The organism is Rhodanobacter sp. 7MK24 (genome assembly GCF_014842995.1).
GTDB lineage: Bacteria > Pseudomonadota > Gammaproteobacteria > Xanthomonadales > Rhodanobacteraceae > Rhodanobacter_A.
Genome location: NZ_JACYXL010000006.1, coordinates 109,134 through 128,467, shown reverse-complemented (window position 1 = coordinate 128,467; position 19,334 = coordinate 109,134). Strand labels below are relative to the sequence as shown.

Genomic DNA, 19,334 nt, shown 5'->3' with positions numbered 1-19,334 from the left:
ATATGCCATACCGTTGCTGTCACTCGGCACGCGCCTCATCCATCATGCGCAGCATCGCCGACACCGCGATGCCCCACGCCGAGTCCCCATGAACGATGTCACCGCTCCCGGCGCGATAGATGCCGCGACCGACCATTCCCGCCTGCTGCTGCCACTGAGCATGCTGGTGCTGTACGTGATCTGGGGCTCGACCTACCTCGGCATCCGTTTCGCCCTGGAGAGCTGGCCACCGTTTTTGCTCGTCGGCGTGCGCCTCCTGATTGCCGGCACGCTGCTGTTCGGCTTCCTGCGCCTGCGCGGCGTGGCCTTGCCCACACCGCGGCAGTGGCGCAACGCGGCGGTCACCGGCGTGCTGCTGCTTGGCATCAGCAACGGCATGATGAGTTTCTCCGAGCAATACGTAAGCTCGGGCATCACCGCCGTCGCGCTGGCCAGCATGCCGCTGTTCGCCACGCTGTTCGGCATCGGGTATGGCCATCGACCAAATCGCCGCGAAGCCCTGGGCCTCGTGGTCGGTTTCGCGGGCGTGATCGTGCTCAACCTCGGCAGCTCGCTCGCCGGTTCGCATATCGCTGCGCTGGCATTGTTGCTCGGTGCAGCGGCGTGGGCCTTCGGGTCGGTGTGGAGCAAGCAGCAGGACATGCCGACCGGCCCGATGAACACCGCCGCGCAGATGCTGTGCGGCAGCGCGGCGCAATTCGTCATGGGCTTCGGCGGTGGCGAGCACCTGCCGGCGCACGTCACGCTGCGTGCCGGCCTGGCGATGGCCTATCTCGTGGTGTTCGGGTCGCTGATCGGCTTCAGCGCATTCCTCTATGCGCTCAAGCACGCGCGTCCCGCGCTTGCCACCAGCTATGCCTACGTGAACCCGCCGGTGGCGGTGCTGCTTGGCGTGCTGCTGGCGGGCGAGCACATCAGCCCCTCCGGAATCGTGGGCATGATGGTCATCCTGCTTGGCGTCGCGGCAATCATGACCGCACATAGGCGACGCAACTGATCGACCATTGTCGGCTTGCCTCGCCTGCGCAACGCACGTCACCATGCCGGCGACAACGCGAGGGGGACCGCATGAATGCGACGAACGAAGGCCTGATGGCGCGCTTGGCGCTGCGCAGCGCGGCTTGGTCGGAGCGCTGGTTCCCCGACGCATGGGTGTTCGCGGCGCTGGGCGTGGTGATCGTGGCGATCGCAGCGCTGGCTTTCGGCGCGACGCCCGTTGTCGCCGTCAATGCGTTCGGCGATGGCTTCTGGAGCCTGATCCCTTTCACCATGCAAATGGCTTTCGTGGTGATCGGTGGCTACGTGGTGGCCACCGCACCGGTGGTGGCGCGCTTCATCGACCTCCTCGCGCGGGCGCCGAAGAGCGGGCGCGGCGCGATCTGCTACGTGGCTCTGGTGAGCATGCTGGCTTCGCTGCTGTCGTGGGGCTTCTCGCTGGTGTTCGGCGGTCTGCTGGTGCGCGCGCTGGCGCGACGCGAGGAGCTGCACATGGACTACCGCGCAGGCGGCGCGGCGGCGTATCTCGGCCTCGGCGCGGTGTGGGCGATGGGCCTCTCTTCGTCCGCGGCGCAACTGCAGGCCAATCCAGCCAGCATGCCGCCCGGCCTGCTCGCAATCACCGGCGTGCTGCCGTTCACCAGCACCATCTTCTTGTGGCAGTCCTTCGCGCTCACCGCCTGCCTGATCGGCGCTTCGCTGCTGGTGTGCTGGTTCACCGCGCCGTCGAAACGCAACGCGCGCACCGCGCGCGATTTCGGCGTGACCGAAGCCGCCGCCGTACCGGACCTGCCACCGCGCCAGCGTCCCGGTGAGTGGTTGGAATACAGCCCGCTGCTGGCGGTGCTGATCGGCCTGCTGGGCCTGGGCTGGCTCGGCCACGAGTTCGCCACCAAGTCAGTGGTGAGCGCCATTGCCAACCTCAACACCTACAACTTCCTGTTCCTCACGGTGGGCCTGCTACTGCACTGGCGTCCGCGCAGCTTCCTCGACGCGGTGGCACGCTCGGTGCCGAGTACCGCCGGTGTGCTGATCCAGTTTCCGCTGTACGGCGGCATCGCCTCCCTGCTCACCCATGCGCAGGGCGCAGGCGGCGCGACGCTGGCGCACCGGCTGTCGCAGTTGTTCGTGCACGTGGCCAGCACCGACAGCTTCCCCGCGGTGATGGGCGCGTATTCCGCCATCCTTGGCTTCTTCGTGCCGTCCGGCGGCGGCAAGTGGCTGGTGGAGGCGCCCTACGTGATGCAGGCGGCGAAGGACCTGCACGTGCACCTCGGCTGGGCGGTGCAGGTGTACAACGCCGCCGAGGCGCTGCCCAACCTGATCAATCCGTTCTGGATGCTGCCCCTGCTCGGCGTGCTGGGCCTCAAGGCACGCGACGTGGTGGGCTACACCTTCGTGCAGCTCGCCGTGCACATACCGCTGGTGCTCGGCTTGCTGTGGCTGCTGGGCTTGACGCTGCAGTACGTGCCGCCGGTAATGCCGTAGGAGCGCACCCTGTGCGCGAATGGCTCTTGGCGAAGAGCGTTCGCGCACAGGGTGCGCTCCTACAGTCGACGTCCGATCACAGTTCGCGCAACGCCGTGGTCACCGGCAGTCGCGCGGCGCGCACGGCGGGGAACAGGCCACCGACAAAGCCGATCGCCAGTGCCCACTTCAGGCCCGTCCAGAGCAACTCGGGCGTCACTGCCAACTGGAAGCTGAGCTTGCCTACCGTGCCGGCGGCCAGGGTGGAGGCGCCGTAGCCATTGAAGATCAGCCACGCCAGCGCACCACCGATGACGCCGCCGAGCAAGGCCAGGAGCATGGTCTCCAGCATTACCGCCACCACCACCGGGAGGCCACGGAAGCCGATCGCACGCAGCGTGGCGATCTCGCGGGCACGTGTGGCCACCGCGGCGAACATGGTGTTGAGCGCACCGAACATCGCGCCGATCGCCATGATCAGACCCACCGTGATGCCCATGATGCGGATCACCGTGGTCATGCCTTCGGATTGCTTGGCGTAGTAGGCCAGCGTGGTGTCCGTATCCACCTTCAGCTGCGGGTTCGCCGCCAGTGCGGCCTTGAACGCATCGAACGCCTGCGGATTGGCGAGTTTCGCCACGACCGAGGCGCGGCTGCTGCCACGGCGGTAGGTGTCGGCCACCACGTTGGCGTCGCCCCACACTTCCGAATCCATCGCATCGCCGGAGGCGAACACGCCCACCACGGTCCACAACTGGCTGCCGAGGCGTACCTGATGTCCAGGCACCAGGCCGGCAAACTGTTGCGCTGCGCCCTTGCCCACATCGAGTTCGCGCATACCCGGGTTGAACTTGCGTCCCTCGACGATCTTCACCTGTGGCCGCACCGCCCAGGCCTCGTCGCCCACGCCGCGCAACTGCACGCTGCCTTCGTCGTCGGCGCTGCCGCCTTTCAACGGCAGGTTGGCGGCGACCACCAGCTCGGGCGAGGCCAGCGGCTGTCCCTTGGCATCGCGTGCGATGCCCGGTGTCTGCACGACCTGCACGATGCTGTCGTGATCGAGCACCGACATCACCTCGGAAGCCGAAGCACCGCGCATCACCATGGCAGTGTCCGCATTGCCGGTCTTGAGCAAGGTCTGGCTATAACCCTCACCCATCGCCAGCAACGCCACCAGCACGCCGACCACGCCGGCGATGCCGATCACGATCACCGCAGACGAGCCCAGCCGCTGGCGCAAGGTACTGACACCTACGCCGGTGACCGAAGCAGCTTGTCGGCCTCGGCGAGTGAACGCCATCCACAGCGCACCGAGCGCCGCCAGCACCACTACAGCCGGCCACGGCAGTTTCACCCAGATCGCCAGTGCCACGGCGAGCGCGATCAGCAGGGACAGATTGATCAGGAATTTCTTCATGGCTCGCTCCTCAACGCCCGGCCAGCGCGTCGACAATGTTGAGTCGCATCGCGCGCACTGCCGGCAGCGCGCCCACCAACAGGCCGATCAGCACCATCAGCACCAGACCCAGCACCCAGCTACCGGCGCCCACAGTCGGCAGGTTGAGCATGCCGCCGCTGTGCGCGCTGACGCCGGGGATCAGCACCGCGGCCAGCCCCAGCCCGACCACGCCGCCGATCAGCAGCAGCAGCACCGATTCGGCCAGCACCATCGCCAGCACGCTGCGGCTGGAGAAGCCGATCGTCTTCAGCACCGCGAGTTCGGACGTGCGCTCACGCACCGCCTGCATCATGGTGTTGCCCGACAACAGCAGCAGGGTGAAGAACACCGCGCCCATGATCGAGCCCACGATCAGTCCGATGTCGGCCAGCTGCTTCATCCAGTTCGCGGTGGCGGCCTGCTCGGTCTGCGTGCGCGTCTCGTGGTCGGAGTTCGTCGACAAGGCATCGATCGCTCGTGCCACCCGATCGGCCTGGTTCACGTCGGCCACGCGGGTGACGTACCAGCCTACCGTACCGCGGTTGTACGGCGTGGTCTCGTCGAAGTACTTCCAGTGCAGCAGGAACATCTGGTCGTAGAAGCCCGCGGACTTCTTGTCCTTCGCGTGCATGATGCCGACGATGTCGAAGGTCCAGGTCTTGTTGCCGCTCTTGTCCGGGAAGATCGTGGACTGCATCGGGATCTTGTCGCCCACCTTCCAATGGAAGCGCTCCGCCAGCGTCTCGCCGACCAGTGCCCCGGTGCGCAAGTCGTCGAACGCCTTGCGTTGGGCGGGATCCACTTGGATCTCGGGATAGGCATCCAGATAGTTCGGCGCCACCGCGAAGCTGAAGACCTGGTTGTGCGGGTCCTGGTAGGCGCCGCCGAACCAGTTTGCGTACGTCACCATCTTCACGCCCGGCACTTGGGCGATCTGCGCACCCAGCGACTGCGGCAGGGTCTGGATGAAGGAGAGTTTCGAGCCGGTCTGCAGGCGCTCGGCGCCGTTTGCGCTCTGCCCGGCCTGATCGAACGAGGTGCGTACCGCGTCCAGCATGCCGAACAGCAGGAACGCCGCGACAATCGACACCAGGGTGAGGATGGTGCGGGTCTTGCGCCGGAACAGCGCGGCCCAGACGAGATGAAAGTATTTCATGGCGTCGTCCTCAAGCCGTCACTTGTTCGACGAGGGTGCCCTTGTCCAGATGCAGGGTGTGGTTGGCGTACTCGGCAGCCTTGGGATCGTGGGTGACCATCACGATGGTCTTGCCGTGCTCGCGGTTGAGCGTGCGCAGCAGGCCGAGCACGTCTTCGGCGGACTGGCGGTCGAGGTCGCCGGTGGGTTCGTCGCAGACCAGCAGGGTGGGATCGGAGACGATCGCGCGGGCAATCGCCACACGCTGCTGCTGGCCGCCGGACAGTTCGCTGGGCTTGTGCGAGGCCCGCTCGGCCAGCCCCACCAATTGCAGCGCAATGGCCGCGTTCTTCTTACGCTGCGCACCCGAGAGTTTGGTCAGCAGCAAGGGCAGTTCCACGTTCTTCTGCGCACTCAGCATCGGCATCAGGTTGTAGAACTGGAACACGAAGCCGACGTTGGACGCACGCCACTTCGCCAGCGCACCGCCGCCCAGCTGGTCGATGCGCGAACCGCCCACGCTGATGCTGCCGGCACTGGGCGAATCGAGGCCGCCGATCAGGTTGAGCAAGGTGGTTTTGCCCGAACCGGACGGCCCCATCAGCGCGAGAAAGTCGCCTTCGGCGATGTCGAGGTTGATGTGGTGCAGTACCTCGACCTTCTGCTTGCCGCGCGCGTAGACCTTGGAAAGGTCGCGGATCTGGATCAGTGTGTCCATGGCATTGCTCCGTGGATATTGGCCGGATGGATGGAGGCAGATACGTGCCCGCTCGCGCAGGCACGGCAATCAGGGAGATGATTTTTCCGTCTGGACGTCCGCGCCGTCGCGCAGCTCGGCCGGCGGCGACAGCACCACCGCGTCGCCCGTCTGCAACGCATCGGGTATCAGTTTCATGTCGCCGTAGCTCTGCGCCGCCGGCAGTACCGCACGCAGTTGCGCCTTGCCACCGGCGACCACGAACACCACGCTGCGCCCGTCGCGCTGGGCGATCGCCTTGGCCGGTACCAGCACGCCCTTGGGTGCTTGCGCCACGCTCGTCGCTTTCTGTTCGAGGAAGGACACCCGCACGCCCATGTCGGGCACGATGCGCGCATCTTTCTGCTCCATCGCCACGCGTACCTTCACCGTGGCCTTGCCGCGGTCGGCGGCGGGCACGATGGCGATCACATGGGCAGGAATCTTCCAGTCCGGGTAGGCATCGAGCACCGCTTCGGCAGGCATGTCCGGCTTCACGCGACCGATATAGGCCTCGTTGACGTCCACGTCCACTTCCAGCGAATCCATGTCGACGATGGTGCCGATGCCAGTGCGGGTGAAGCCGCCACCGGCGGAGAACGGCGAGACGATCTCGCCCACCTGGGCGTCCTTGGTGGTGATGACGCCGTCGAACGGCGCGCGGATCACGCAGTAGTCGAAATTGACCTGCGCCTCGACCACCTGCGCATCGGCCGACGCCGCGGTCTTCTGCTGTGAGACAAGCTGGGCGCGCGTACTGTCGGCGAGTGTGCGCGCCTGCTCGGCCGTCTGCTTCGACACCAGACCCTGCTCGGCCAGCGACTGCTGGCGCGCGGCATCGCGCAGGTTCTGCGCCAGTTGGACCTGGTATTGCGCAACCAGCGCATGCGTGGCGGCGGCCTGCGTCCGTGCCGCGTCCAACGCAGCCTTGTAGGCGCTGTCGTCCAGCTGGGCCAGCACCTGGCCGTTTTTCACATGGTCGCCTTCCTCGATCCGCACCTCGGTGAGCGTGCCGGTGATCTGCGCCGACACCGTGGCCTGTCGACGTGCGGTGACGTAGCCGGTGGCCTGCAGCACAGCACCGGCACCGGGGTCACTGGCCGGCGATACCGCGGCCACGGTCTGCACTGGGATGGCGCGATGCCCCCCCACCCACCATGTGCCGGCGCCGATCAGCGCCAGCAACACCACGACCGCCAGCACGATCCACGGCCAGCGCGCCGGGCCCTGGCGATGGTCGTCGCGCTGGTGTTTTTCGATACGCAGTTCCTTCAGCAACTCGGCTTGGCTCACCGTCATCCCCGTGACTCCGTGATGCGCGACACCGTAGCGCTCCCGGGCCATCGCGGCCACGGGTGGTTATCAGCCATCGACGATGACAGATGTCATCCCGTCCGTGCAAACATGTGCCGGGCGCAGGATCCACCCGCTGCTCGACATCCTGGCGCGACCCGGTAAGGATTGGACCGACAGCTACCCGCTAGGCTCTCGCACATGAACTACGTCATCGCCCCGCCTGTTCCTACCAGCCTGCCGGTCCTCGGCGACACCTTGCGCTTCCCGATCCGCCGCGTGTTCTGCATCGGCCGCAACTACGCCGAGCATGCGAAGGAGATGGGTGCCGCGGTGGAAAGCGGGCGACCCATGTTTTTCTGCAAGCCGGCGGATGCCGTGGTGGCCGACGGCAAGGATGTCCCCTATCCGACCCTCACGAACGAGCTCCATCACGAAGTGGAGATGGTGCTCGCCCTGGGCGCCGGCGGCCGCGATGTGCCGGTGGAACATGCCGCCGCGCTGGTGTGGGGCGTAGGCGTTGGGTTGGATCTCACCCGCCGCGACCTGCAGGCACAGGCCAAGGCCAAGGGCCATCCCTGGGACGTGGCCAAGGCCTTCGACCATTCCGCGCCAGTGTCGGCGCTGCGGCCGGTGGCGGGTGCGCTGCCCGCCCCGGATACCGAGCTTCGGCTCACGGTGAATGGCGGCATGCGCCAGCACGCGCCATTGGGCGAAATGATCCACGACGTGCCGCACATCCTCGCCGCGCTGTCCACACTGTTCGAACTGCAACCCGGCGACCTGGTGTTCACCGGCACACCCGCCGGCGTGGCGGCGCTGGAGCGCGGCGACCATGTCCGCGCCGAGTTGGCCGGCTACGCCGAGCTGGATTGCCGGATCGTCTGATCCGCCTGTGGCTTGCCTTGCCGTGGCTGCCATCCGGCAGCGCGGCCTGGCTTGCCCGCCAAGCAAGCACTGCGCCAAGCACTGCCATCTATCGGTTTCGGCAAGGCCACACGGCTTCGTGGAACCTCGGACAAACCCGGAATCTGCCGGCGTCACTGATGCCGAAACTGTGCGTGCTGCGCTAGAGTTTCCCGGCCATCCGGCTCGTCACCATCGGGGAGTAGCACCAATGAGCATGCTGCAGGAATTCAAGGCGTTTGCCATGCGCGGCAATGTGCTGGACATGGCCGTCGGTATCGTGATCGGCGGCGCGTTCGGCAAGATCGTCAGCTCGCTGGTCAGCGACGTCATCATGCCGCCGATCGGCGTACTCACCGGTGGCATCGACTTCTCGGCGATGAAGTGGGTGCTCAAGCCTGCCGACGACAGCGACCCCAAGCACAAGATCGCCGAAGTGGCGATCAACTACGGCAGCTTCATCAACACCATCATCACCTTCATCATCGTGGCCTTCGCGATCTTCATGCTCATCAAGGTGATGAACCGGCTGCAGAAGAAGAAGGAGGAGGCTCCCGCCGCGCCGCCGGCCGACGTGGTCCTGCTCACCGAAATCCGCGATCTGCTGAAGAACAGGCAGTAAATCCCGCACCGCGCGGCCACACGCCGCAGACACGCCGTGTGCGAACCCATGGTTCGCCGCGGCGTCATGCCCCACGAAAAAGGAAACATTCATGCGCCATCACGCTTCCACCCTGCTCGCCGCCAGCCTGCTGCTTGCCGCAGGTGCCGCCAGCGCCGCCGACACCACCATTCCCGCCTCGGCGGTAAAGACGGCTGAACAATTGCGCGACAAGGCGCTCAATGACGGCACGGCCTATGCCGTACTGCAGTCGCTGACCACCGAAGTCGGTCCGCGGCTGGCCGGTGGCTCCAACGACCAGCCCGGTCGCGATTGGGCGGTGGCGAAATTCAAGGCGCTTGGCTTCGACAAGGTCTACACCGAGCCGGCAACCTATCCGTTGTGGGTGCGCCGCCATGAGAGCGGCTCCATCGTGGCGCCGTTCCCGCAGCATCTCGTGCTCACCGCGCTGGGCTATTCCCCTGGCACGCCCAAGGGCGGCCTCACCGCGCAGGTGATCGCTTTCGACAGCATCGCGGCGCTGAAGGCCGCCGATCCGGCCACGATCAAGGGCAAGATCGTTTACGTCGGCTACCGCATGCAGCGCAGCCAGGACGGCCACGACTACGGCATGGGTTCGATGGTGCGCGTGGCCGGTCCGGTGATCGCCGCCTCGAAAGGCGCGGCAGGCTACCTGTTGCGCTCGGCTGGCACCGACGCGCACGAGCGCATCGCCCACACCGGCGTCACCGGCTTCCGCGACCCGTCCAAGGCGATCCCTGCCGCGGCGCTTTCCAATCCCGACGCCGACCAGCTCGAACGCGAACTCGCCTATGGCAAGCCGGTGTCGGTGCAGCTCGACCTCGACTGCGGCATCGTTGGCGAATACACCGGCGCCAACGTGATCGGCGAGATCACCGGCAGCAAGCATCCCGAGCAGGTCGTCGCCATTGGCGGCCATCTGGACTCCTGGGATCCGGGCACCGGCGCCATCGACGACGGCGCCGGCGTCGCCATCTCGATGGCCGCCGCCAAGCTGATCCACGACCTGCCGCAACGCCCCGACCGCACCATCCGCGTGATCGCCTTCGCCAACGAGGAAATGGGCCTGTGGGGCGCGCGCGCCTACGCCGACAGGCACGCCAAGGAGGTGACGGACTTCATGCTCGGCACCGACTCCGACCTCGGCGCCGGCAAGGTGTACCGCATCAGCGCCAGCGTGAAGCCAGGGGCGCGGCACGCCATCGAACAGATCGCCGACGTGCTCAAGCCGCTGGGCGTGGCCTACGACCCCAGGCGTCCCGGCGGCGGCGGTTCCGACCTCGGCGCCATGCACGCCAAGGGCATGGCCGCGCTCACCCTCGACCAGGACGCGACGCATTACTTCGACTGGCACCACACCAGCAACGACACGCTGGACAAGGTCGACCCCAAGGAGCTGGCGCAGAACGTGGCCGCGTATGCGGCGTGGTCGTACATGGCGGCGCAGGCGGACGGCGACTTCGGATCGGCGCCGGGAGCCTTTGCCGGAGATGGCGCGGAGGAATAAGGCCCGCTTCCCGATACGACGTGCCCATGCCCGTGCGCGCATACCGGGACTTGGCCATGCAGGAGGCCGTCGACGGCGCTTGCCGGTTGCCCGGCGGGTCATCGCACGCAGGCAGCGCGCGGCGGCTAGCCGGGGGCTGGCAGGATGGCGCTCATGGAGGTTTGCGCCGTTCGACCAGGCCGGCGTTGCAAGCCTGCTGCCCGGAGATCGCGCGTCAGTCAACGCAACGATCTGAAGCCGAGGTTGATTTGCACCACAACTCGGCAACGATGCCCGCACCGCCCTGAAGCATGCCGCGGCCAACGGCTCGCTGGACCTGATCAAGGCACTGCTGGACGCCGGCGCCGACCCGTACCAGGCCGATACCAAAGGCCACCGCGCTATCGACTACCTGCTGGGCTACGGCCCAACCCCGCCGAATTCCCGTTTGAGCGAGCGCCAACGTCAGCGGGCCGCACAATGGTTGTTCTGATGCATGCCGGGGCCGGTACCAGGGCTGTTTGCCGGGAAGGAACCTGGCAACGGTAAAAGCGCTCAAGTCCGGCGCACTGCCGCCGTTAGCGCAGAGATAGGGACAACCTGCGTACCAGGGGGGATTGCGTGGCTACTACCTTGTATTCCCTGTTCGACCGCCTGCGTGGTTTGCGGCAACTGTGGCTCGACCAGCGCGAGCGCCATGAACTGATCGGCCGCCTCGCGGCCATCGACCGCGAGCAGGCGGTGATCGAGTTTGCGCCGGATGGCACCATCCTCGACGCCAACGACAACTTCCTCCGTTGCTTCGGATACAGCCGCGAGCAGGTCGTCGGCCAGCACCATCGCATGTTCGTGCTTCCTGACGAAAGCGACAGCGACGCCTATCGCGAGTTCTGGCAACGACTGGGCAGCGGCCAGCACGACAGCGGCGTGTACCGCCGCATCGATGCCAACGGGCGCGAGGTGTGGATCCAGGGCAGCTACAGCCCGATACGCGATCCGCTCGGACGCGTGCGTCGCGTGATCAAGCATGCCACCGACGTCACCGCCCAGCGCCTTGCGGCGGCGGAGATGGCGAGTCGCCTCGCCGCCATCGACCGCGCGCAGGCGGTCATCACCTTCGATCTCGACGGCGTCGTGCAGGAAGCCAACGACAATTTCCTCGCCGTGATGGGCTACCGGCGCGACGAGGTGGTCGGCCAGCACCATCGCATGTTCGTCGAACGGAAGGAACGCGAAAGCTCGGCCTACCGCGACTTCTGGATACGTCTGCACCGGGGCGAGTACAACTCCGGCTTGTTCCAGCGCGTGCGCCGCGATGGCAGCCCGGTATGGCTGCAGGCCAGCTACAACCCCATCCTCGATGCCTCGGGCCAGCCGCACAAGGTGGTCAAGCTCGCCACCGACGTAACCCGCCAGACGCTGGCCGCGCAGGCGCTACGCCGTTCGGTCGAAGAGCTCAATGCCACGGTGCCCGCGATCGCCGGCGAGGCGCAGACCGCCAACAAGCTGGCCTCCGAAGCCAACGAGAGTGCCAACGCCGGCAGCGCATTGGTGGCGCGCCTGGTCACCGACATCGCCGACATCAACCGGCACTCCAGGGACATGACCGAAATCATCTCGGTGATGAACTCGATCGCCTTCCAGACCAATATCCTCTCCCTCAACGCCGCAGTGGAAGCCGCGCATGCCGGCGAACTTGGCAAGGGCTTCGCCGTGGTGGCGCAGGAAGTGCGCGCGCTGGCGCAACGCAGCGCCGAGTCCGCCAAGGACATTCACTCCCTGGTGCAAAGCACCACCGATGCCGTGACCAGTTGCGCCAACCATGCCGAACGCGCCGGCCACGCGATGCAGGCCATCACCGGCTCGTCGACCCAGGTCGGCCATTTGATCCGGCAGATCGCCGACGATGCCCGTGCACAGGCCAATGGCCTGGCGCAGGCCAGCCGCACCATTGCCGAACTGCAGGCAGGTGCAGCCGACTGAATGACGCCCGGCGTCGCCGCCGCGACGCCGGGTGCCGGCTCAGCCTGCCCGTGCGGCCTCGGCGCCGTGGCGGCGCTTGCCGCCGAACCGCTGCTGCAACCGGTCCATGTACAGATAGATCACCGGCGTCAGGTAAAGCGTGAGCACCTGCGACACCAGCAGGCCACCGACCACGGCAAGACCCAGCGGGCGGCGCGTTTCCGCGCCGGCGCCCAGGCCCAGCGCGATCGGCAAGGTGCCGGCGAAGGCGGCCATGGTAGTCATCATGATCGGTCGAAAGCGTACGTGACAGGCTTCCATGATCGCCGCGGCCGGCGCCATGCCTTCCGTGCGCTGCCGCTCCAGCGCGAAGTCGATCAGCATGATCGCGTTCTTTTTCACGATGCCGATCAGCATCACGATGCCCACGAAGGAGAACAGGTCCAGCGGTGCGCGGAAAATCATCAGCGTGAGCAGCGCGCCCACGCCTGCCGCAGGCAGGCCGGAGAGGATGGTCAGCGGGTGGATGAAGCTTTCGTACAGGATGCCCAGCACGAGGTAGATCACGAACAACGCCAGCGCCAGCAGCAGGCCCATGCCCTGCATGGAGTCCTGGAAGGCCTGTGCCGTGCCCTGCACGCTGCCGGTGATGGACGCGGGTAGGCGCAGGTCGCGCATCGCGCCGTCGATCTCCCCCACTGCCTGGCTCAGGCTCACGCCCGGCGCGAGGTTGAACGAGATGGTCACCGCCGGCAGCTCGCCCTGGTGGTTCACGGTGAGCGGCTGTGCGGTACGCGTGAAGCTGGCCACCGTGTTGAGCGGCACCAGCGTGCCAGTATTGGAGGTGACGTAGAGCTGCGACAGCACCTCCGGGTTGTTCTGCAACGCGTAGTTAACCTGGAGGATCACCCAGTACTGGGTGGCCGTGCCGTAGATCGTCGAGACCTGCCCTTCGCCGAATGCCGTGCCCAGCGCGTTCTGCACCTGGTACATGGTGAGTCCCAGCGGCGCCAGCTTGGAGCGATCCACCTTGACGTCGATGGCCGGTCCGTTGAGATCGAGGTCGCTGGTGACGTCCTGAAAGCCTTGCAGCTTGGCGAACGCGGCCAGCACCTTGCCGGACTCCGCGTACAACGCATCGAGGTCGGTGGACTGCAGCGTGTACTGGTATTCGGCCTTGGAAGCACGGCCACCCACCTGGATCTGCGGCGGGTTCTGGATATAGGCGCGGATGCCCGGCACCCTGGCGAACTTCGGCCGCAGCTCCTGGATGATCTGGTCGGGTGTCAGCGCGCGTTCGTCCGCGGGCTTGAGCCGCATGAAGATCGAACCGTTGTTGGTGGTGGTGCGCGAGCCGCCCGAACCCACCGAGGACATGTAAGCGTCGATGTTCGGATCGTCCGCCACGATCTCCGCCAGCCGCTGCTGGCGCGCGGCCATGCCGCTGATGGAAATGTCGTCAGGGCCTTCGGTATTGACCTGCAGCTGGCCAGTGTCCCCGGCGGGGATGAAGTCCTTGTCCACCACCACGAACAGCACCGCCGTGGCGACCAGACTGGCGAAGAACACGCCGAGGATGGTCCGCGGATGCGCCACCGACCAGTCCAGCGAGCGCGCGTAGCCGCGCCGCACGGCGTCGAAGCAGCGGTCGAACCACAGCACCACGCGTGCTTTCTTCTCGTGCTCGGCATGCTTCACGAAGCGGCTGCAAAGCATCGGCGTCAGCGTGATGGAGACGAAACCCGAGATCAGGATCGCCACGCTCAGCGTCACCGCGAACTCGTGGAACAGACGCCCCACGATGCCGCCCATGAACATCACCGGCAGGAATACCGCCACCAGCGACAGCGTCATCGAGAAGATGGTGAAGCCGATCTCGCTGGCGCCGACCATGGCCGCCTCGTACGGGTCCGTGCCCGTCTCGATGTGGCGCACGATGTTCTCCAGCATCACGATGGCGTCGTCCACCACGAAGCCGACCACCAGGGTCAGCGCCAGCAGCGAGAGGTTGTCCAGACTGTAGCCCAGCGCGTACATTGCGCCGAAGGTACCGATGATGGACACCGGCAGCGCCAGCGCGGGGATCAGGGTGGCCGAGGCGTTGCCGAGGAACAGGTAGATCACCAGCACCACCAGCACGCCCGCCAGCAGCAGGGTGTACTGCACGTCGTCCACCGAGGCGCGGATCGAGACGGAACGGTCGTACAGCGTCTCCAGCTTGATCGACGGCGGCAGCGTGGCCAGGAACTGCGGCAGCACCGCGCGGATGCGGTCGATGGTGGCCACGGTGTTGGAGCCGGGCTGGCGGTCGATCGCCAGCACGATCGCGCGCTTGCCGTTGTACCAGCTCGCCACCTGGTCGTTCTGCACGCTGTCCTCGGCCTTGCCGAGCTGCGACAACATGATCGGCGCGCCGTTGCGCCAGGCCACGATGATGTCGTTGTACGGCGCCGCCTTCTGCAGTTGGCCGTCCGAACTCACCTGTACCAGCTGGCGCGAGCCGTTGAGCGAACCGGTGGCAAGGTTGACGTTGGCGTTCGCGACGGCCTGCTCCAGCACGTCGATGCCAACGCCGTTGGCGGCCAGCTTGGCGGGATCGACGCTGATGCGCACGGCGTATTTCTGCGAGCCGAACACGCCCACCTGCGCCACGCCTTCGATCATCGACAGCTCCTGCGCCAGCTGCGTTTCAGCGTATTCATCCACGGTGGACAGCGGCAGCGTGTCGGAACTGAGCGTGAGGTAAAGGATGGCCTTGTCCGCCGGGTTCACCTTGCGGAAGGTGGGCGGCGTGGGCATGTTGGTGGGCAACTGGCGCATCGCCGCCGAGATCGCCGCCTGCACGTCCTGTGCGGCGCCGTCGATGTTGCGGCTCAGGTCGAAGCTCAGTGTGATCGACGTCGAACCCAGCGCGCTGGTCGAAGTCATCTGGCTGATGCCGGCGATGGTGGAGAACTGGTTCTCCAGCGGCGTGGCCACCGCCGTCGCCATCGTCTCCGGCGAGGCGCCGGGCAGGCTCGCGCTCACCGAGATAGTGGGAAAATCCACGTTCGGCAACTCGTTCACCGCCAGGTTGGGATACGCGGCCACGCCGAACACGATCAGCGCGATCATCAACAGCGCGGTCATCACCGGGCGGCGGATGCACAGGGCTGGCAGGTTCAAAGGATGCGCCCCCCCTGCAGGCGGCGTGGCGCCGGATCACCGCTCAGCCCGGCAGGCGAACCCGCAACACCCGCTTGAGCCCTCTCTCTGCCGGGAAGAAGGGCCAATCTCGCCGCAGTCCCCGTCATTCCGTCACCACCTGCACCTTCGTGCCGTTCGTCAACAGCATCTGCCCGTCGGTGACCACCTTCTCGCCGCCGTCCAGGCCTTTCCCGATCACGATGCTTGCGCCGTCATTCGCTCCCGCGGTCACCATGCGCTGACTAGCCTTGCCTTCCGCATCCAACACGAACACGAAAGCCCCGTTCGGCGAGTTCTGCAGGGCCGTCACCGGCACCGTCACCACGTCGTGCAGGCGCGCGGTAGGCAGGGTCACCTGCACGAACTGGCCGGGAGTGAGGCGATCGTCCGCATTGGCATAGCTCGCCTTCAGCTGGATCGTGCCGGTGCCGGTGTCCACCGCGTTGTTGACGAAATCCAGCGTGGCCTGCAGCGGCGCGGATGCGCCCGGCACCTGCACGTTCACCGCCAGCTTGCCGCGCGCCTCCGCCGCCCGGATGTCGCCCAGCGCGGATTCCGGTACCGAAAACGTCACGTGGATCGGCCGCACCTGGTTGAGCACGACGAGGTTGGTGCTGTTCGCGCTCACCTGCGCGCCGGGATAGGCCAGCGGCGCACCGGCGATGCTGTCCACCGGCGCGCTGATCTGTGCGTAACCAAGCTGCGTCTGCGCCATTTCCACGGCGGCCTGGTCCGCTTTCACCGAGGCGGCGTAGATGCCCACGTTCGCCTTGTAGCCGTCGTAGTCGGTCTGCGCGACGTAGCCCTTGGCCAGCATCGGCGTATAGCGTCGCAGCACCTGCTGGGCATTCACGAGCTGCGCCTGGTCCTTGGCGAGATTGCCGCGCGCCTGATCCAGTTGCGCCTGCAACAGGCTGGGATCGATGCGCGCGATCACCTCGCCCTCGCGCACGCGGCCGCCCAGCGCGAACGCGATGGATTCGAGCTGGCCGCTGACGCGCGACTGCACGGTCACGGTGGAATATGCCTCGGCATATCCGTTCACCTTGAGCGAGAGGTCAAGGTCGCCGCGCACGGCCGTTGCCACTTTCACCGGCACCGCCTGTGTGGCCTTGGGCTTGTCCGAACCGGCCTTGCCGTGGCTAGACCATGCGTGCGCGACCAGCGCGGCCACTGCTACCACGGCCAGCAATGCCACTGGTTTCTTCAAGGAAATGCGCTGCGGCATGGGCTCCCCGCTGATGCGATACGGAATTTCACCATCCGGGAATCACACACCGGGATGGTCGGCGGATTCCAAAAGTACCGCGCATCGCACCACACGTCGATGCATCAACGACAACGACGCCCGGCACTTGGCAAATGCGTCCGATGCGACTAGCGCCTACTCTTCGAGGGGAGCTTGCGCCTCTGTTGCGTCCAGTGCCTGCAGGTTCGCCTTGATCCGTTCGATCACGTCGAGCGCGCGCTTCAGCTCATCGTATTCGATGCCCACGGTGGACTCGCGGCGCAGCTCACGCGCCACCTGTTCCATATCGTCCACCACCTCGTGCGCCTGTGCGGTGACATACAGCCGCCAGGCGCGACGGTCGCGCGGATCGGGACGGCGTTCCACGAAACCGGCGGCCTGCAGCCGGTCGATCACCCGGCCCACCGCAATGGGCTCCATCTCCAGCGCCTCGGCCAGTTCGTTCTGCCGCATGCCCTCGCGGTGATAGAGCATCTTGGTGGCGCGCCACTGCGCGCGCGTGAGGCCGTACTTAACGGCGCGCCGGTCGAAGTGCTTGCGGAACAGCAAGGTCACGTCGTTCAGCAGATAGCCGAAGGAAAGTTCTTCCGTTTTCGCCGTCATCGTTGCAACCTCGCCGTCAACAGGCCAAGCATAAGCCCGCATGCCCCTTACCGTCGTCATCGCCGACATCACCACGCTGGCCGTGGATGCCATCGTCAACGCGGCGAACGAGACGTTGCTTGGCGGCGGTGGCGTCGATGGCGCCATCCATCGCGCCGCCGGCCCGGCATTGCTCGCCGCATGCCGGGCGTTGGCACAGGTCGCGCCAGGCATACGCTGCCCCACCGGCGAAGCGCGCATCACGCCCGGCTTCGACCTGCCAGCGCGCTGGGTGATCCATACGGTGGGCCCGGTATGGCACGGCGGCGACCGTGCCGAGGCGCTGTTGCTGGCGGATTGCCACCGCAACGCGCTGCGCCTCGCACGCGAACACGGCTTGCGCAGCATCGCCTTTCCCGCGATCAGTTGCGGCGTGTTCGGTTATCCCGCTCCGCTTGCCGCCGAGGTTGTCGCCGGCGCGCTGCACGAAGAGCTGGCGCGCGATCCCGGGCTGGACCTCATCCTTTGCTGCTACAGCGAGCCGATGCACGCGGTGTTCCGGCACGCGCTCATTCCAGCTTGAAGGGGTAGAGCGGCGGCAAGCCGTCATCTTCCCTGCTTTCGTCATTGCGCCAAATGAAACCGCGTTCGAAGGCACCCGCCAGATCGACAGCCGCCGCCGGCGCGGCATTGCCGTAGCAACAGCGTTGCAGGTCGGCGATGGCGCGCCGCTGCGTCACGTCTGCCAGCGCGGTTTCCAACTCGCCCGCATTGCGGATGGCCGGGCGTTCCGCCCGTGCCCAAGCCAGCAGGCTGCGCAACTGCGCCATTGCATCGCCACCGCGCGCCACGGCCAGGAAGGCCAGCCTCTGCTGGCGCACGCCATCGGTAGATGCATGCTTCGCCGTGGCCGCGACGACGCCTCGCGGCACGCGTCGTCGAAAAAGCCACCACGCCAACATCGTGCACAACCACAACAGCAGGCTGCCAAGCGCGATCCACCGCCATGGAACGCCGTGCGACGTCGCGCTGGACGGCGCCGACGCGGCAACGGTTACCGTAACTGGCTCCGGAGTCGACGCAGCGGTCGGCGATGCGGATGCCGCACCCGCTGCCGGCAACACGGTGACGCTGTGCGCAGGGATTTCGGCGGTTTGCTCCTGTCCCGAAGTCACATCGAACCAGCGCAAGGTGGTGGCCGGCAAGGTCAGCGTGCCGGCACGTTCCGGCACCACCGCGAAGCGGCGTTCGCTGCTGCCTTGCAGCCATGCGTCGTCGTTTGCGGTGGCGGTCTTCGGCTGGTCGGGATACACCGTGGCGCCGGATATCGAAGGCAGGCTGAGCTGCGGCAGCGCCTCGGCTGGCAGGCCGGTCGCGCTGAGCGTCATGGTGAGGTTGATCGGCTGGCCCACGCGCACGGGCGTGCCGGCGTCGGGCCAGCCCGAGAGCGAAAGGCTGAGCGCGCGCGCGGGCAGCCATGCCGACTGCCCCCAGTTTGCGGGCGCAGCCTGCACCTGCACCGTCTGTGCGGGAGCACTGGCAGCGACCTGAGTACCCCCACCGAAGAAGCTGTCGGGATCGTTGGGATCCACCGCCACGCCCCTGAAGTTCAATGCGGGAACCGTGAGCGTGCCGGCGTGCTGCGGTACCACCGCATAGCGCCGCTCGATCACACGGTATTCGCGGTTGCCGCGCACCTTGTCGTAACGCAGGTCGCCACCGACCTGGTTGAGCTGCACGCCATCGACCAGCGGCGCATCCAACGTGCCGTTGGTGACATCGCCGCTGATGTAGAGCCGCACCACATAGCTGAGCTGCTGGCCTACCCAGGCGTGTTGCGGCGCCAGCTCGGACTCCATGAAGACATTCTTGTCCGCCGCCGCAGCCGACGACGGATCGGGTTGGCTTACCACGAGTTGCAATGGCGCCGTCTGCCCGCCGGCCACGCCGAGCGGCGGCACGACGAGCGTGCCCACATGCTTCGGTCGCAGTACCACGCCGATCACCAGCTCGGCGCTGCGCTGGCCGTTGACGATGCTGAGATCACTGCTCTGCGAGCTGCCGAGAATGTCGAAGTCCTGTTCGAGCGGACTCAGGTCGGGCATCGCCGCACTTGTGCCGTCCTTGATGTGCAGGTTCAAGGTCACCGTCTCGCCCAGCTGTACGGTGCTGCGATCCAGCGTGGCCTGCACGTCGGTGGCATGTGCGGCGAACGGCAAAACGAGGAACAGGAGCACGCAAATGCTTTGCATAGT

Annotated in this window: 15 protein-coding genes; 7 read left to right on the top strand and 8 right to left on the bottom strand. The window is 66.6% G+C overall.

All coding sequences use genetic code 11. From position 1 onward, the window contains the following. The first annotated feature begins 88 nt into the window (after nt 1–88). Nucleotides 89–997: a drug/metabolite exporter YedA gene (yedA, locus tag IHE49_RS11625; RefSeq protein ID WP_192158013.1), complete on the top strand. Its 909-nt coding sequence runs from the start codon at nt 89–91 to the stop codon at nt 995–997. Nucleotides 998–1,068: 71 nt separating this feature from the next. Then, nucleotides 1,069–2,484 (top strand): TIGR00366 family protein, encoded by a 1,416-nt coding sequence (locus IHE49_RS11620; protein WP_192158011.1) that lies wholly within the window; start codon nt 1,069–1,071, stop codon nt 2,482–2,484. A 76-nt stretch (nt 2,485–2,560) separates the two neighbouring features. Here the strand turns inward: IHE49_RS11620 and IHE49_RS11615 are convergent, their stop codons facing one another. The 4 genes from IHE49_RS11615 to IHE49_RS11600 all read right to left on the bottom strand — a co-directional run bounded on the left by IHE49_RS11615 (nt 2,561) and on the right by IHE49_RS11600 (nt 7,071). Beyond that, nucleotides 2,561–3,880 (bottom strand): ABC transporter permease, encoded by a 1,320-nt coding sequence (locus IHE49_RS11615; RefSeq protein ID WP_192158009.1) that lies wholly within the window; start codon nt 3,878–3,880, stop codon nt 2,561–2,563. 10 nt (nt 3,881–3,890) lie between these two features. Further along, entirely contained in the window at nt 3,891–5,057 is a 1,167-nt protein-coding gene (locus tag IHE49_RS11610; protein ID WP_192158007.1) for an ABC transporter permease, read from the bottom strand. Nucleotides 5,058–5,067: 10 nt separating this feature from the next. Further along, nucleotides 5,068–5,754, bottom strand: coding sequence for an ABC transporter ATP-binding protein (locus IHE49_RS11605; protein WP_192158005.1), 687 nt, complete (start codon nt 5,752–5,754; stop codon nt 5,068–5,070). A gap of 69 nt (nt 5,755–5,823) precedes the next feature. Next, nucleotides 5,824–7,071 carry an efflux RND transporter periplasmic adaptor subunit gene (locus tag IHE49_RS11600; RefSeq protein ID WP_192158003.1) on the bottom strand — a complete coding sequence of 416 codons (1,248 nt, stop codon included), beginning with the start codon at nt 7,069–7,071 and terminating at the stop codon, nt 5,824–5,826. 195 nt (nt 7,072–7,266) lie between these two features. On the opposite strand from IHE49_RS11600, the gene IHE49_RS11595 reads away from it, so the two are divergent. The 4 genes from IHE49_RS11595 (at nt 7,267) to IHE49_RS11575 (ending at nt 12,083) form a co-directional block, all read left to right on the top strand. After that, a complete protein-coding gene (locus IHE49_RS11595; protein WP_192158001.1) occupies nt 7,267–7,953 on the top strand; it encodes a fumarylacetoacetate hydrolase family protein in 687 nt (228 codons plus the stop codon). A gap of 229 nt (nt 7,954–8,182) precedes the next feature. Then, nucleotides 8,183–8,593: a large-conductance mechanosensitive channel protein MscL gene (gene mscL, locus IHE49_RS11590; RefSeq protein WP_225578392.1), complete on the top strand. Its 411-nt coding sequence runs from the start codon at nt 8,183–8,185 to the stop codon at nt 8,591–8,593. Between the two features lie 91 nt (nt 8,594–8,684). Continuing rightward, the gene (locus IHE49_RS11585; protein ID WP_192157999.1) at nt 8,685–10,121 is read left to right on the top strand and encodes a M20/M25/M40 family metallo-hydrolase; all 1,437 of its coding nucleotides are present in this window, start codon (nt 8,685–8,687) and stop codon (nt 10,119–10,121) included. Between the two features lie 600 nt (nt 10,122–10,721). Beyond that, nucleotides 10,722–12,083: a PAS domain-containing methyl-accepting chemotaxis protein gene (locus IHE49_RS11575; protein ID WP_192157997.1), complete on the top strand. Its 1,362-nt coding sequence runs from the start codon at nt 10,722–10,724 to the stop codon at nt 12,081–12,083. Between the two features lie 39 nt (nt 12,084–12,122). Here the strand turns inward: IHE49_RS11575 and IHE49_RS11570 are convergent, their stop codons facing one another. The 3 genes from IHE49_RS11570 to IHE49_RS11560 all read right to left on the bottom strand — a co-directional run bounded on the left by IHE49_RS11570 (nt 12,123) and on the right by IHE49_RS11560 (nt 17,100). Next, nucleotides 12,123–15,227 (bottom strand): efflux RND transporter permease subunit, encoded by a 3,105-nt coding sequence (locus IHE49_RS11570; RefSeq protein ID WP_192157995.1) that lies wholly within the window; start codon nt 15,225–15,227, stop codon nt 12,123–12,125. Nucleotides 15,228–15,351: 124 nt separating this feature from the next. After that, a complete protein-coding gene (locus IHE49_RS11565) occupies nt 15,352–16,458 on the bottom strand; it encodes an efflux RND transporter periplasmic adaptor subunit (RefSeq protein ID WP_225578391.1) in 1,107 nt (368 codons plus the stop codon). Nucleotides 16,459–16,632: 174 nt separating this feature from the next. Next, complete coding sequence (locus tag IHE49_RS11560) at nt 16,633–17,100, bottom strand: MarR family transcriptional regulator (RefSeq protein ID WP_192157991.1); 468 nt, start codon at nt 17,098–17,100, stop codon at nt 16,633–16,635. Between the two features lie 40 nt (nt 17,101–17,140). Between IHE49_RS11560 and IHE49_RS11555 the strand changes: the two genes are divergently transcribed. Further along, entirely contained in the window at nt 17,141–17,662 is a 522-nt protein-coding gene (locus tag IHE49_RS11555) for an O-acetyl-ADP-ribose deacetylase (RefSeq protein ID WP_192157989.1), read from the top strand. Here IHE49_RS11555 and IHE49_RS11550 read toward each other — a convergent pair. Next, nucleotides 17,649–19,316 carry a BatD family protein gene (locus tag IHE49_RS11550; protein WP_343227575.1) on the bottom strand — a complete coding sequence of 556 codons (1,668 nt, stop codon included), beginning with the start codon at nt 19,314–19,316 and terminating at the stop codon, nt 17,649–17,651. The genes IHE49_RS11555 and IHE49_RS11550 overlap by 14 nt on opposite strands. Nucleotides 19,317–19,334: the final 18 nt, after the last annotated feature.